Source organism: Pseudonocardia sp. C8, assembly GCF_014267175.1.
GTDB lineage: Bacteria > Actinomycetota > Actinomycetes > Mycobacteriales > Pseudonocardiaceae > Pseudonocardia.
Genome location: NZ_JACMTR010000002.1, coordinates 4,514,307 through 4,528,922, shown reverse-complemented (window position 1 = coordinate 4,528,922; position 14,616 = coordinate 4,514,307). Strand labels below are relative to the sequence as shown.

The following is a 14,616-nucleotide window of genomic DNA, read 5'->3' as shown; positions in this document are numbered from 1 at the left end:
GCTAACACACCTCGATCACGAGACGGATGCCGGCGCCCGCAGCATCGACCACGTGCGCGGGCCGCCGCCCTCCAGATCGACGACACCCGTGACGACGAAGCCGTGTCGCTCGTACAGGCGCACGTTGCCTGGTTCGCTCGTCTCCAGATACGCCGGCAGACCTGCACGGTCGACGGCCCGCAGGCCGGCGCGCAGGAGCGCGCTCCCGAGACCGCGACCCTGCAGGCGCGGGTCCACCCCCAGGGCATCGAGCGATACGTGCGGGATCGCGGGGCGTTTCGGGGCCAAGGCGGTGTCGGCCGCCTCTGCCGCGGCGGCCCGATCGCCGGTGAGCTCCACGGCCACCGCGCCGACGCGTTCCCGCACCGTGTCGGGCACAGCACCCGCGCGCGTCCACACGGCGACCGCGCCGAGGCCTGCGTCGAGGGTGTCGGCGCCGTCGACCACGCCGTACGGCAGGGCGACCGCCGTCAGGAACGTGGAGTACAGCTCCCGCAGCCGGTGGGCGTGGTCGTCCGCGGCGACGGTCCACCGGGTCCACGCGTAGTCCGCGAACGCATCGGCGAGGAGCTGCGAGGCGCGCGGCACGTCGTCGGGAGTCATCGGTCGCAGGACGGTGCCGGGAGGAGTGGCCATTTCGCCAATGGTGCGGTGTCGGGGCCGCAGGCGCGCGGGAGATACGGCCGGTCCTCGCGAGTGCCCGCTGCCCGGCGCACGGTCCAAGCAGGACGATCGTGCGCGCCGCTCAGCTCACGGCGCGCACTGCCCGCTGCACTCCCCGAACTCCGAGCCGGTGGTGTGGCCGCGGAAACCACCGCCGCGGTGGAACGTCCCGCTGAGCGTCCCCTCGATCGCGCCACTGAGTTCGAGGCGTCCCGACTCCTCGGTTCCGGCAGCCGTGGCGTTCACCTCAGGGATCCGGCCCGGCCCGGCGCGGAACGAACCTTGCGCGGCGCCGTCCGAACTCGTCCCGCCCTGGCCGAGGCCGCCGACAGTGCACTCGGCCGAACACGGCCCCACGCCGTCGACCGGGGCGGCCACCGCGGCAGTGGCGCCGGCCAGCGTGAGCCCGAGGACGGTGATGGAGAGAGCGGCAGCTCGGATCGGCGTCCGCATGTCGGGCTCCTCTCGCCGGGGGCGGCGAGCGTATCCGCCGCATGGCGCCGGTCGACCATGTTCCTGTTGGAGATCCCCAGGGTTGTCGACGTAGCGACCGGAACGGACGGCCGGACCGTGGACGGGCATGTGGTCCTTGAGAACGGCCGGCGCGACGTCGGTGTCGAGGCCGGTCGCCTCCTTCATGGGCTCGGACGAGGCTCGGGCCGCCGGGTTCATCGCCTGGCACGAGCGCTCCGGGCGCGCTGACCGGTCCCGCACGACCCGATGATCGACCGTTGTGGAGTGCAGCGTTCGCGAGGCGAGCGCTGCACTCCACAGCGGGTGATCATGGCGTCGCGAGTGCGGGTGCTGCACCGGTTCGACCGGCCGGCCGCGTCGGCGATCGCGGTGGCCACGTCGGTGTCGACGACGCTCACTCGACGTCGGCTCGGCGGGAGGCATGGAGTCGGCGAGGAAGTCGTCGTCGTGCTCGGTGTCGGACTCGAACCGGTCGAACGCCCGGGCGAGGCCGGGCGCTGCCGTGCAGAACAGGATCGGCCCCTCACCGTGCTGCGGATGGTGAGAGGCCGATTCGGCTGATGAGGCAGTGGGTGCCCCCGGCAGGATTCGAACCTGCGCTCCCGCCTCCGGAGGGCGGTGCTCTATCCCCTGAGCTACGGGGGCCGTGCGATGGGAGAACCGTAGCGCACCGCTCCGCTCGGCCCCGCGCGGGGGTCACCGCCGGATCACTGGCTCACCCACCAGCCGTAGGACCGGTAGTCCGGGTACGGCGCGAGGAACGGGTGCTCGGCCCTCGTCGTCACGGTGAGATCCGGGCCGGTGACCAGCTCGCCCGGGATCGTGAACGACGCCTGCTCCCACGGCATCCCCTCGGGCAGGGTCCAGGTCCCGGCCCGCACCCCGCCGGCGTCGACGGCGACCACCCGGGTGCGGTCGCCCGCCAGGGGCGTGGCGGCCCCGATCCGTCCGGTGAGCGTCACCGGACGGCCGGGGGTGAGCCCGCGCAGGGTGAACATCTCCCCGCCGACGACGTGCCGGCCGGAGTCGGCGACCACCCGCCCGTCGACGACGGTCCGGTCCAGCACGCCGGCCGGCTGCAGGCCCAGTACCGGCGGGCCGGGCGCCCAGCCGTGCACGGCCTCGTCGGTCATGTCGCCGACGTTGAGGTGGTCGACGATCCGGCCCGGGACCCCGCGGTCGGGCAGGTCGGCCGAGCCGTCCAGGCTCCAGTCCGCCCGCCACACGCTGACCCGGTCGCAGCTGCGGTCGATCTGGCAGGTCTGCGGCGCGGCCGGGGAGATCGGGCGGGCCGGCCCGGCGAGCCGGAACGTGATGACGGGCTCGTCGCCGAGCAGCGCGGCCCGTCCGAGGTCGGCGACTGGGATCCCGCCCCAGTCGTCGAAGATCGCGAACCACTGCGGGCGTTCGCGCTCGGGCAGCCGGCGCAGCGCCTCGTAGAGCGTGCCGGGACCGTTGAGCGCCGGTGCGGCCATGCCGTTCGTCGTCAGCCCGACGAGGTCGACGGTGCGGCGCCCGCCGAACCAGGCGGCCGCGCCGGCGTCGTTGATCGCTACGACGTCACCGGGCGGCACGTTCCCGGCGATCCACTGCCCGACGCTCACCGGCCCCTCGCGCATCGCGGACGCCTGCTGGCCCAGCCGCAGCGCCCAGGTCGGCGTCACGATCACGGTGAACAGCAGCCCCACCGCGAGGATGCCGTGCCGGGCCGGTCGGTGCCCGACCGCGCCCGTGCCGAGCACCGCGAGCAGCACGACCAGCGGCAGGAACGGTTGCAGGTAGCGCAGGTCCTGCCACCGCGCGGTGGTGAGCGTCGCGACGCTGAGCAGCACCAGCGACAGGCCGAGGGTGACCGCGACCGCGAGGGTCCGCTCCCGGCGGGCGGCCAGCACGCCCAGCCCGACGACGGCGACCGCCAGCGTCAGCGGCGGCAGCACGTCCTGCCCGGACAGGCCGGCCAGCGCCGCGACCATGGCCTGCAGGTTGTGCAGCGTGTGGTCGGCGATCTCGGTGGGCTGGCGCAGCAGCCCGGCGTGCAGCCAGGACTTCGCGACGACGCCGTTCGCCTGCGCCGTGCCGGTCAGCAGCCGGTACAGCAGCAGCTGCCCCGCGAAGACGACGAGCGGCAGCGCCAGCAGCGGGGTCCGCCACGACCGCAGCCGCCCGGACCGCCACGCCGCCCACAGCATCGCCGCGACCAGCGCCGCGGCGACCAGGAAACCCTCGGGGCGGGTCAGGGCGAGCAGCGCGGCCAGCACCGGTGTCCCGCCGAACCGGGGCCGTTCCCGCAGGTAGCAGGCCAGGGTGCCGGTGAGCAGCGCGGCGAGCAGCCCCACCTCCATGCCGCTCGCCGCGCCCCACAGCAGCGGGCCGGACGACGCCGTCAGCACCCCCGCCCAGAGGCCCGCGGCCCGGCCGCCGAGCCGGTACCCGGCGACGACGGTGCACGCGGCGGTGACCGCCACGGCCACCAGGCCGGACCCGACCGCGAACGCCAGCAGTCCCTGCCCGTGGAGCCCGAGCGCGGACGCCGCGCCCAGCAGCGTCACGTAGAGCAGGCTCGACGCGCCCGTCGTCACGGGCTCGCCCGGCTGGTAGCGCAGCGGCTCGCCCAGGCCGAACTGGCGGCCGTACTGGAGGTGGATGTAGACGTCGTCCAGCGGGGGTACGAGGTTGCCCTCGTTGTACGCCAGCGACACGGCCACGAACGCCGCTCCCAGCAGCAGCGCGAGGATCCCGCACCCGCCCGCGGCCACCAGCGGGCGGTCGAGGGCGGCGACCAGCCGGGCGCGTGGCCCCCGGGACGGTTCGGACCCGCGGCTCGCGGGGCGTCCCGGGGCGCCGCCGTCGGGCGTCCGGGGTCGGCGGTCGACCATGGAACCTCCGGACGGTCGAGCGCGAGGGCTCGCGCGGCGACCGGGGGATCGGGGCCGGCGCGTCGACCGGCGGGGGAGCGGCCGACGCTACGCGCCCCGCACGCGCGGGCCACGGCCGAGACCTGCATGAAGGTGCCCGCGGTCACCTCCTAGAATCCTGACGGTGAATCCCGACGTGCTCGCCGATCTGGTCCGTGACGTCGCGCGGGACGTGCTGACCCGACGCGGCCTGGACGTCTCCGCCCTGCCCACCGACGCCGGCGTCGAGCGCCCCCGCAACCCGGAGCACGGCGACTACGCCACCAACGTCGCCCTGCGCACCGCCAAGAAGGCCGGGGTGAACCCGCGCGACCTCGCATCCTGGCTGGCCGAGGAGCTGGCGGGCCGCGACGGGATCGCGAGCGCCGAGATCGCCGGGCCGGGCTTCATCAACCTGCGGCTGGCCGCGGACGCGCAGGGGGCGATCGTCGGCGAGATCCTCGCGACGGGCGCCGCCTACGGCACCGGCGGTGAGCTGGCGGGTACCCGGATGAACCTGGAGTTCGTCTCCGCGAACCCGACCGGCCCGATCCACCTGGGCGGCACCCGCTGGGCCGCCGTCGGCGACGCGCTCGGCCGGGTGCTGGCCGCCCGGGGCGCCGACGTGGCGCGCGAGTACTACATCAACGACGCCGGCGCCCAGATCGACCGGTTCGCCGAGTCGCTGATCGCCGCCGCCACCGGCCTCCCCACCCCGGAGAACGGCTACGGCGGCGCCTACATCGGCGAGATCGCCGGGAAGGTCGTGGCGGCCGAGCCGGGCATCGTGGACCTGCCCGAGGCGGAGCGGCACCAGGCGTTCCGGCGGGTGGGGGTCGCGCTGATGCTGGAGGAGATGCGCCGCTCGCTGCACGAGTTCGGGACCGACTTCGACGTGTGGTTCAGTGAGCTGTCGCTGCACGAGTCGGGCGCGGTCGAGGAGTCGATCCAGCAGCTCAAGGACAACGGCAGCCTCTACGAGAAGGACGACGCGTGGTGGCTGCGTTCCACGGAGCAGGGCGATGACAAGGACCGCGTCGTCATCAAGAGCGACGGGACCCCGGCCTACATCGCTGGTGACATCGCCTACCTGCGGGATAAGCGTTCCCGCGGGTTCGACCGCTGCATCTACATGCTCGGCGCCGACCACCACGGCTACACGGTGCGGCTGAAGGCGGTCGCCGCCGCGATCGGTGACGACCCGTCGGTCGTCGAGGTCCTGATCGGGCAGATGGTCAACCTGGTCCGCAGCGGCGAGCCGGTCCGGATGAGCAAGCGGGCCGGCACCATCGTCACACTGGAGGACTTCGTCGACGCCGTCGGGGTCGACGCCGCCCGCTACTCCCTGGTGCGGTCCTCGGTGGACTCCTCGGTGGACATCGACCTCGACCTGCTGACGAGCCGGACCAACGAGAACCCGGTGTTCTACGTGCAGTACGCGCACGCCCGGCTGGCCTCGCTGGCCCGCAACGCCGCCGACCTCGGCGTCGAGCCGGGCGACGGCTACGGCCTGCTGTCCCACGACCGGGAGGGCGACCTGATCCGGACGCTCGGCGAGTTCCCGGAGGTCGTCCGGACCGCGGCCGAGCTGCGCGAGCCGCACCGGATCGCCCGCTACCTGGAGTCCCTCGCCGGCGCGTACCACAAGTTCTACGACACCTGCCGTGTCCTGCCCCAGGGTGACGAGGACGTCACCGACCTGCACCGGGCGCGGCTCGCCCTCTGCGTGGCCGCCCGCCGGGTGCTCGCCAACGGGCTGGGCCTGCTCGGCGTCAGCGCACCCGAACGGATGTGACGAGATGAGAGCCCACCCCGCCGGACCGCTGCACGCCGGCATCACCCCCGAGCACGAGTCGGCCGGGCCGCACCCGGGGTCGGCGGCCGAGCTGGACGCGCTCGACCCGGCCGTCTGGCCGCGGAACGCCGCCCGCGGCGCCGACGGTGCCCTGCGGGTCGCCGGGGCCGACGTCCGCGATCTCGCCCAGCGCCACGGCACCCCGCTGTTCGTGCTCGACGAGGACGACTTCCGGTCCCGCTGCGCCGAGTTCGCCGCCGCGTTCGGCGCGTCCGCCGTGCACTACGCGGCCAAGGCGTTCCTGTGCACCGAGGTGGCCCGCTGGGTCGCGCAGGAGGGCCTGTCGCTGGACGTCTGCTCCGGGGGCGAGCTCGCGGTCGCCCTGCGCGCGGAGTTCCCGCCGGAGCGGATCGCGTTGCACGGCAACAACAAGTCCGTCGCCGAGCTGGCGGCCGCCGTCGACGCCGGGATCGGCGGGATCGTGCTGGACAGCTTCGACGAGATCGCCCGGCTGGATGCCGTCGCGGCCGAGCGCGGGGTGCGGGCGCCGGTGCTGATCCGGCTGACCGTCGGCGTCGAGGCGCACACCCACGAGTACATCGCCACCGCGCACGAGGATCAGAAGTTCGGGTTCTCGATCGCCGGCGACTCCTTCGGCGGGCAGGGCTCGGCGGCGCTGGAGGCGGCCCGCCGCGTGCTCGCCGCCCGGCACCTGGAGCTCGTCGGGCTGCACAGCCACATCGGCAGCCAGATCTTCGAGACCGAGGGCTTCGAGGCCGCCGCCCGCCGCGTCGTCAAGGTGCTCGCGGACCTGTACGCCGAGCACGGCGCGGAGCACCTCACCAGCCTGCGCACCCTCGACCTGGGCGGCGGCATCGGCATCGCGTACCGCTCCGGGGACACGCCGCTGTCGATGCCCGCGCTGGCCGAGGAGCTGCGGGCCATCGTCAAGCGCGAGTGCGCCGCCTCAGGGCTGGACGCACCAGCGATCGCCGTCGAGCCGGGCCGGGCGATCGCCGGGCCGGGCACCGTCACCGTCTACGAGGTCGGGACGATCAAGGACGTGCCGCTGGGCGGCCACTCCCGGCGCTATGTCAGCGTCGACGGCGGGATGAGCGACAACATCCGCACCTCGCTGTACGACGCCGAGTACGACGTGCGCCTGGTGTCCCGTTCCTCCGAGCGGGACTCGGTGCCGGGCGGGGACCGGCCGGTGCTGTCCCGGGTGGTCGGCAAGCACTGCGAGTCCGGTGACATCGTGGTGCGCGACTGCTGGCTCCCGGCGGACCTCGCGCCGGGTGACCTGCTGGCGGTCGCGGCCACCGGGGCGTACTGCTACGCGATGGCATCCGGTTACAACCGGCTGCCGCGGCCCGCGGTCGTCGCGGTGCGCGAGGGGGCCGACCGCACCCTGCTGCGCCGCGAGACACTGGAGGACCAGTTCCGGTTCGAGGTGTGAACGCACCTGCGCACGGTGCCGGGCGACAGCCGGGCGGGAGCCGGGTGAGAACGGCCACCCCGGTCTGCCCGGGACCGGCCTGACCAGGAATGATCGGCGCCCGCTGGAGCGGGTGCGGTACGCGAGGAGGGCTTGTGGCGAGGGGCGAGAGCAGCGCCGTCCGGGTGGCACTGCTGGGCTGCGGGACCGTCGGCACCGAGGTGGTCCGGCTGATCACCGAGCAGGCCGGCGAGCTGGCGGCCCGGGTCGGTGCACCGGTCGAGCTGGCCGGCGTCGCCGTCCGGCGCCCGCACAAGCACCCGTGGCTGACCGAGAACTTCCCGCACCTGGTCACCACCGACGCCGGTGAGCTGGTCGGCCGGGACGACGTCGACGTCGTCGTCGAGGTCATCGGCGGCATCGAGCCGGTCCGCGGCTGGCTGCTGGAGGCGTTGAAGGCCGGCAAGTCGGTGGTCACGGCGAACAAGGCGCTGCTGGCCGAGGACGGCCCGACGCTGGCCGAGGCCGCCGACGCGTCCGGCGCCGACCTCTACTACGAGGCCGCGGTCGCCGGGGCGATCCCGCTGCTGCGCCCGCTGCGCGAGTCGCTGGCCGGGGACCGGATCACCCGGGTCGCCGGGATCGTCAACGGCACCTCGAACTTCATCCTGTCGGCCATGGCGGCCGGCGGCACGTCGTACGCGGACGCCCTGGAGGAGGCCACCCGCCTCGGCTACGCGGAGGCCGACCCGAGCGCGGACGTCGACGGCTACGACGCGGCCGCCAAGGCCGCGATCCTCGCCACGCTGGCGTTCCACACCCGGATCACGGCCGCCGACGTGCACCGCGAAGGCATGCGCGAGGTCAGCTCCGCCGACGTCGGGGCCGCCCGCCGGCTCGGCTGCACGATCAAGCTGCTGGCGATCTGCGAGCGGATCGTCACCGGCGACGGGGACGAGTCCGTGTCGGCCCGCGTCTACCCCGCGATGGTGCCGGACGCGCACCCGCTGGCCCGGGTCGACGGCGCGTTCAACGCGGTGTTCGTCGAGGCCGAGGCCGCCGGCCAGCTGATGTTCTACGGCCAGGGCGCCGGTGGCGCGCCGACCGCGTCCGCGGTGCTCGGCGACCTCGTCGCGGTGGCCCGCAACCGGGTGGGTGGCGGCCGCGGGCCGCGCGAGTCGGCGTACGCGAGCCTGCCGGTGCGCCCGATCGGCGAGGTGCCCACCCGCTACCACGTCGACCTGGAGGTCGCCGACCGCGAGGGCGTGCTCGCCGCGATCGCCGGTGAGTTCGCCCACCACGGCGTCTCGATCGCCGCGGTCCGCCAGACCGGCGGGACCAACGGCGCCATCGACGGCGACGCCGGCCAGGCCCGGCTCACCGTCGTCACGCACTCGGCGCCCGAGGCGGCGCTGTCGGCCACGGTGTCCGCGCTGCTCGACCTCGAGCAGGTCCACGGCGTGGCGGGTGTGCTGCGGGTGGAGGGCCTGGGTCGCGCGGTGAGCGCGCTCGGCATGGGCGAATGAGTTCTCGAACCAGGTGGAGGCGTCGGCGATGACCGGCAGCGTGCAGAACGTCCGGGGGCCGGCCGCCGGCGGCACGGAGCTCGCGAGGCAGGTGGCGGGTGCGGTGGCGCCCCCGCCGCCCGGACACTGGCCCGGGGTCATCGAGGCCTACCGGGACCGGATGCCGGTGCGGGAGGGCTGGACGGTCGTCACCCTCGGTGAGGGCGGCACGCCGCTGCTGCCGGCACCGCGGCTGTCCGAGCGGACCGGCTGCCAGGTGTACCTGAAGGTCGACGGCGCCAACCCGACCGGGTCGTTCAAGGACCGCGGGATGACGATGGCCGTCACCGCCGCGCTGGCCGACGGCAAGCAGAGCGTGCTGTGCGCGTCCACCGGCAACACCTCGGCGTCCGCGGCGGCGTACGCGACCCGCGCCGGGATGACCTGCGCCGTGCTCGTCCCGCGCGGCAAGATCGCGCTGGGCAAGCTCGCCCAGGCCGTCGCGCACGGCGCCCGGATCCTGCAGATCGACGGCAACTTCGACGACTGCCTGGAGCTGGCCCGCAAGACGACCGCCGACTACCCGGCGATCGCGCTGGTCAACTCGGTGAACCCGACCCGGATCGCCGGGCAGGCCTCGGCCGCCTACGAGATCTGCGACCAGCTCGGCCGGGCCCCGGACGTCCACTGCCTCCCGGTCGGCAACGCCGGCAACATCACCGCTTACTGGCACGGCTACCGCGGCTACCACGCCGACGGGCTGATCCCGGCACTGCCGCGGATGTTCGGGTTCCAGGCCGCCGGTGCCGCGCCGCTGGTGCACGGTGCACCGGTCGCGGCGCCGGAGACGATCGCGACCGCGATCCGGATCGGGGCCCCGGCGTCCTGGAAGGGCGCGACCACGGCCCGTGACGAGTCCGGCGGCAAGTTCGCCGCCGTCACCGACGACGAGATCCTCGCCGCGTACCGGATGCTCTCCGCGGAGGAGGGCGTCTTCGTGGAGCCGGCGTCGGCGTCCAGCGTCGCGGGGCTGCTGCAGTCGCACGCCGACGGCTCGCTCCCGGCGGGCTCGCTGGTGGTGTGCACGGTGACCGGGCACGGGCTGAAGGACCCGGACACCGCGCTGCTCACCGCGCCGGATCCGGAGATCGTGCCGATCGACCCGGGCGCGGTCGCCGCCGCCCTCGAGCTGGCCTGATGGGGCGCCCGACGCGCGCGCGGATCCGCGTGCCCGGGTCGACGGCGAACCTCGGGCCCGGGTTCGACTGCCTCGGCATGGCGCTCGGCCTCTACGACGAGATCGACGTCGAGGTGTTCGAGACGCCCGGCCTGTTCGTCGACGTCGCCGGTGAGGGTGCCCGGTTCGTCCCCCGGGACGAGCGGCACCTGGTCATGCGCGCGATGCGACAGGCGTTCGAGCTGTTCGGGGGGTGTAGTGGGGCGCCTCCGGGGCTGCGCCTGCGGTGCACGAACGCCGTGCCGCACTCCCGCGGTCTCGGCAGCTCGGCGGCCGCGGCCGTCGCCGGGGTGACCGCGGCCGCCGTCCTCGCCGGCCGCGACCTCGAGCTGGAGCGCGACGCGGTGCTGCAGCTCTCGGCCGGGATGGAGGGCCACGCGGACAACGCCGCCGCCAGCCTGCTCGGCGGGTTCGTGGTGGCCTGGGAGACGCGGGGCGCGGCGCGCCGGTTCCACGCGGAGAAGCTCGACGTGCACCCGGACGTGCGCCCGGTCGCGTTCGTCGCCGGGATCGAGTCGTCCACGAAGAGCACCCGCGGGCTGCTCCCCGAGGAGGTCCCGCTGGCCGACGCCGCCTTCACCGGCAGCCGGTGCGCGCTCGCCGTGCTCGCGATGACCCGGCGCCCCGACCTGCTGCTGGCCGCGACCGAGGACAAGCTGCACCAGCCCTACCGGCGGCCGGCCTACCCGGACTCGTTGCGCCTGGTCGAGAGCCTGCGCGAGCGGGGGATCGCCGCGGCGATCTCCGGCGCCGGACCGACGGTGCTGGCGCTCACCACCGACGGTGAGGTGCCCGACGACGTCGACACCGAAGGTTTCGCAGTGCTGCCGTTGCCGGTGGACACCGAGGGTGTGCACGTCGAGGTGCTCTGACTCCTCGCCCGGGGGGTTGCCCTCGCCTCGCACGGTCGTTGCCCGCACGGCCCTGCCTCGCAGGCCCTTCACGAGCGGACCCTTCGTGGGAGGAGCGCAACGAACGACCCGTTCGTGGCGAGCGCGGCTCCGGGACGCCGGCCGAGGTGCGCGTTCCGGCCCCGTGAGCGGCGAGAGTGTGCAGATCGACTCGGGTGCGGTGGCCGAGGTGCACGTTTCGCACTGTCGAGCGGCGGCTGCGTGCTGATCGACCGGGGCATGCTGGTCGAGGCGCCCGTTGAGGCCCCTTGAGCGGCGACACTGTGATGATCGACTCAGCGGGGGCGAGCGAGGCGCACGCTTCCGTCCTCCGGGCGGCGAAAACGTGCCGGTCGAGTCGACCGCTGTCGTCGAGGCGCGCGTTTCGGCCCGCGGGCGGGCGGATTCGTGCTGATCGACTCGGGGATGGTGGTCGAGGTGCACGTTGTGGCCCTTCGACGGGCGACAACGTGCTGGTCGACGCCGGCGCGATGGTCGGGGAGCGCGTGCCGGCAGGTCGGCGGGAAGCAACGTGCTGGCCGACCCCCGGGGCGATGGGCGGGGCGCGTGTTTCTCGGCCGGCCGGCGGGCGAAACCGTGCTGGTCGACTCCCGGCGATGATCGGGGTGCGCGTGTCGACGTGCCGGCGGACAGCAGCGTGCTGATCGACACGGCGTGCGGGCCGTGCCGGGCAGCCGGTCGCCGAACGGACGGGAATACCCGGAGCGGTCATGCCGTTGACTCCCACGGATCCGGTGCACGCGAGCGCGTCCTGGCGCCCACCGGCCGCGATCCGAGATCCCTTTCCGCTGGTCAGCCCGTGGATGTGAGCGACACGACCCGTGCGGCGGCGCGCCGGGGGTGGGGGGTTGTTGCCGGGCGGAGGCGAGACGTCTAGTCTCGACTCTGCATGGCGATCCACGCGACATCGGCGTAGTCTTGCGGCCGGGCCCGCTCGCCCGATCTCCTTTCTGACCGGACTCGGAATCCCGAACGGGCGGCCTGACTCCCGCGACGTCGTCGTGGACTCCATCTGTGAATGCTGCCGGTGCGGGCTCTCCGTGCCGGCCGAGCGTGTGACATCCCCTGACCTGGACAGGACAACCGGGTCGGTCAGGAAGGAACCCTGTGAGCGAGACCGATCTCGCCGGAACCGGGACCGCATCGAACGAGGCGGCGCCCCGCCGTCGCGGCGGCCTGTCCGGCATGGTGCTGGCCGAGCTGCGCCAGCTGGCCACCGAGCTGAACGTCCCGGACATCTCCGGCATGCGAAAGGGCGACCTGATCGCGGCCATCAAGGAGCGTCAGGGGGGTGCGGCCGCCCCGGCGAGGAAGTCGAAGCCGAAGGCCGGGTCCGCCGGCGCGGAGGGGTCGCAGCAGCTTCCCCTCGGCGAGACCTCCACCAACGGTGCGGCCCCGGCCGCGGACGCCGAGCAGGCCGAGGCACCCGCGCCGCGGACCCGCCGCCGTCGTGCAGCCAGCCGCCCGGCCGGTGCGCCCGACGCCGCGTCCGAGGCCGCCCCGTCGACGCCGGCCGGGACGAAGCCCGCCGAGTCGAAGCCGGTGGAGTCGACGCCTGCCGGGACGAAGCCGGTGGAGTCCAAGCCCGCCGAGTCCGCTCCCACCGGGCCACCGCCCGTCGAGGCGAAGGCCTCCGCCCCGGCCGAGGCCCCGGTGACGGGCGACCGTCCGGAGAAGACGGACGAGACGCCGTCCGGCGACGACCGCAAGGGTGACAGGACCGAGGACGGCGGCCGTCGCTCCCGCACCCGCCGCCGTGGTCAGCCCGACGAGAACGGCCAGCGCGACGCCGGCCAGCGCGACGCCCAGAAGGACGCCCAGTCCGACTCCGGCACCGACGACGGTGGCCGTGGCGACGGCGGCCGGGGCGGGCGCAACCGCAACGACAACCGCAGCGACAACCGCAACGACGGCGCCGCGAGCGACCGCGACGGCGGCGGCCGCGGCGGTCGCAACCGCAACAACAACGACGACAACGACGGCGGCGGCCGCAACAACAACCGTGCCGGCGGCCGCACCGCGGTGAGCGACGACCAGGACGACGACGGTGACGGCCGCGGCCGTCGCGGGCGCCGGTTCCGGGACCGCCGCCGCGGCAGGGACCGCGAGCGGGGCGGCGGTGGCGGCGGCAACGTCGACACCGAGATCCGCGACGACGACGTCCTGCTGCCGGTCGCCGGCATCGTCGACATCCTGGACAACTACGCGTTCGTGCGGACCACCGGATACCTGTCCGGCCCGACCGACGTCTACGTCTCGATGTCGATGGTGCGCAAGAACGGCCTGCGCCGCGGTGACGCGATCACCGGTGCCGTCCGCCAGCCCCGCGAGGGCGAGCAGCAGCGGCAGAAGTTCAACCCGCTGGTCCGGGTGGACACGATCAACGGCCGGGACCCGGAGAGCGCGCGCCAGCGTGCCGAGTTCACCAAGCTGACGCCGCTGTACCCGAACGAGCGGCTCCGCCTGGAGACCGAGCCGACCCAGCTCACCACCCGGGTCATCGACCTGGTGATGCCGGTCGGCAAGGGTCAGCGTGCGCTGATCGTGTCGCCGCCGAAGGCCGGCAAGACCACGATCATGCAGGCGATCGCCAACGCGATCACCACGAACAACCCCGAGTGCCACCTCATGGTCGTCCTCGTCGACGAGCGGCCGGAGGAGGTCACCGACATGCAGCGGTCGGTGAAGGGCGAGGTCATCGCCTCCACCTTCGACCGGCCGCCGTCGGACCACACCACCGTCGCCGAGCTCTCGATCGAGCGGGCGAAGCGGCTGGTCGAGATGGGCCACGACGTGGTCGTCCTGCTGGACAACATCACCCGCCTCGGCCGGGCGTACAACCTGGCGGCGCCGGCCTCGGGCCGGATCCTCTCCGGTGGTGTCGACTCGACCGCGCTGTACCCGCCGAAGCGGTTCCTCGGTGCGGCGCGCAACATCGAGGACGGCGGCTCGCTGACCATCTTCGCGACGGCGCTGGTCGAGACCGGGTCCACGATGGACACGGTGATCTTCGAGGAGTTCAAGGGCACCGGCAACGCCGAGCTCAAGCTCGACCGCAAGATCGCCGACAAGCGGGTCTTCCCGGCGATCGACGTGGGCGACAGCGGCACCCGCAAGGAGGAGCTGCTGATGTCGCCGGACGAGCACGCGGTGATGGTCAAGCTCCGCCGCGTCCTCGCCGCGCTGGACGACCAGCAGGCGATCGACCTGGTGCTCGACCGGCTGAAGAAGACCAAGACCAACATCGAGTTCCTGATGCAGGTCGCGAAGAACGCACCCGGCAAGGACGACGACTAGCTCCATGGGGCGCCCGGGCCCCGGTGGGAATTCCGCCGCGGCCCGGGTGGTTCAATGGACCGTCAGCTTCCCGGCTCCGGTTCACCCGCGTGCGCGACGGCGGGACCCGGCGGCCATCGAGAGGAGAATCCCATGCGCGAGGGCATCCACCCTCAGTACGTCGACACCCAGGTCACCTGCGGTTGCGGCAACCAGTTCACCACCCGCAGCACGAAGTCGAACGGTGCGATCACCGTCGAGGTCTGCTCCGCCTGCCACCCGTTCTACACGGGCAAGCAGAAGATCCTGGACTCCGGCGGCCGCGTGGCCCGCTTCGAGGCCCGCTACGGGAAGCGCCGGCCCGCCGGCAAGTAGCTCCCGACACGGCGCCCGTCCCCTCGCCCCGCGAGGAGGCGGGCGCCG

Annotated in this window: 11 protein-coding genes and 1 tRNA gene; 8 read left to right on the top strand and 4 right to left on the bottom strand. The window is 74.0% G+C overall.

The features are described from left to right. Nucleotides 1-15: 15 nt before the first annotated feature. A complete protein-coding gene (locus tag H7X46_RS21545; protein WP_186361124.1) occupies nt 16-636 on the bottom strand; it encodes a GNAT family N-acetyltransferase in 621 nt (206 codons plus the stop codon). A gap of 114 nt (nt 637-750) precedes the next feature. Then, a complete protein-coding gene (locus tag H7X46_RS21540; RefSeq protein ID WP_222131382.1) occupies nt 751-1,302 on the bottom strand; it encodes a hypothetical protein in 552 nt (183 codons plus the stop codon). A gap of 156 nt (nt 1,303-1,458) precedes the next feature. Between H7X46_RS21540 and H7X46_RS21535 the strand changes: the two genes are divergently transcribed. Next, nucleotides 1,459-1,698 (top strand): hypothetical protein, encoded by a 240-nt coding sequence (locus H7X46_RS21535; RefSeq protein ID WP_186361122.1) that lies wholly within the window; start codon nt 1,459-1,461, stop codon nt 1,696-1,698. A gap of 12 nt (nt 1,699-1,710) precedes the next feature. Here the strand turns inward: H7X46_RS21535 and H7X46_RS21530 are convergent. Together H7X46_RS21530 and H7X46_RS21525 are read right to left on the bottom strand one after the other, a co-directional pair. Next, a tRNA-Arg gene (locus H7X46_RS21530) sits at nt 1,711-1,782 on the bottom strand. Between the two features lie 62 nt (nt 1,783-1,844). Then, nucleotides 1,845-4,013 carry a hypothetical protein gene (locus H7X46_RS21525; protein ID WP_186361121.1) on the bottom strand — a complete coding sequence of 723 codons (2,169 nt, stop codon included), beginning with the start codon at nt 4,011-4,013 and terminating at the stop codon, nt 1,845-1,847. Between the two features lie 163 nt (nt 4,014-4,176). On the opposite strand from H7X46_RS21525, the gene argS reads away from it, so the two are divergent. The 7 genes from argS to rpmE all read left to right on the top strand — a co-directional run bounded on the left by argS (nt 4,177) and on the right by rpmE (nt 14,568). Beyond that, nucleotides 4,177-5,826 (top strand): arginine--tRNA ligase, encoded by a 1,650-nt coding sequence (gene argS, locus H7X46_RS21520; protein ID WP_186361120.1) that lies wholly within the window; start codon nt 4,177-4,179, stop codon nt 5,824-5,826. A gap of 4 nt (nt 5,827-5,830) precedes the next feature. Beyond that, complete coding sequence (gene lysA, locus H7X46_RS21515; RefSeq protein WP_186361119.1) at nt 5,831-7,285, top strand: diaminopimelate decarboxylase; 1,455 nt, start codon at nt 5,831-5,833, stop codon at nt 7,283-7,285. A gap of 134 nt (nt 7,286-7,419) precedes the next feature. Next, nucleotides 7,420-8,790, top strand: coding sequence for a homoserine dehydrogenase (locus tag H7X46_RS21510; RefSeq protein ID WP_186361118.1), 1,371 nt, complete (start codon nt 7,420-7,422; stop codon nt 8,788-8,790). Nucleotides 8,791-8,950: 160 nt separating this feature from the next. Beyond that, nucleotides 8,951-9,967 (top strand): threonine synthase, encoded by a 1,017-nt coding sequence (gene thrC, locus H7X46_RS21505; protein ID WP_255426772.1) that lies wholly within the window; start codon nt 8,951-8,953, stop codon nt 9,965-9,967. Next, complete coding sequence (thrB, locus tag H7X46_RS21500) at nt 9,967-10,878, top strand: homoserine kinase (protein ID WP_186361117.1); 912 nt, start codon at nt 9,967-9,969, stop codon at nt 10,876-10,878. Before thrC ends, thrB begins: the two co-directional genes overlap by 1 nt. Nucleotides 10,879-12,102: 1,224 nt before the next feature. After that, nucleotides 12,103-14,214 carry a transcription termination factor Rho gene (rho, locus tag H7X46_RS21495; RefSeq protein ID WP_222132265.1) on the top strand — a complete coding sequence of 704 codons (2,112 nt, stop codon included), beginning with the start codon at nt 12,103-12,105 and terminating at the stop codon, nt 14,212-14,214. Nucleotides 14,215-14,346: 132 nt separating this feature from the next. Further along, nucleotides 14,347-14,568 carry a 50S ribosomal protein L31 gene (gene rpmE, locus H7X46_RS21490; RefSeq protein ID WP_186361115.1) on the top strand — a complete coding sequence of 74 codons (222 nt, stop codon included), beginning with the start codon at nt 14,347-14,349 and terminating at the stop codon, nt 14,566-14,568. Nucleotides 14,569-14,616: the final 48 nt, after the last annotated feature.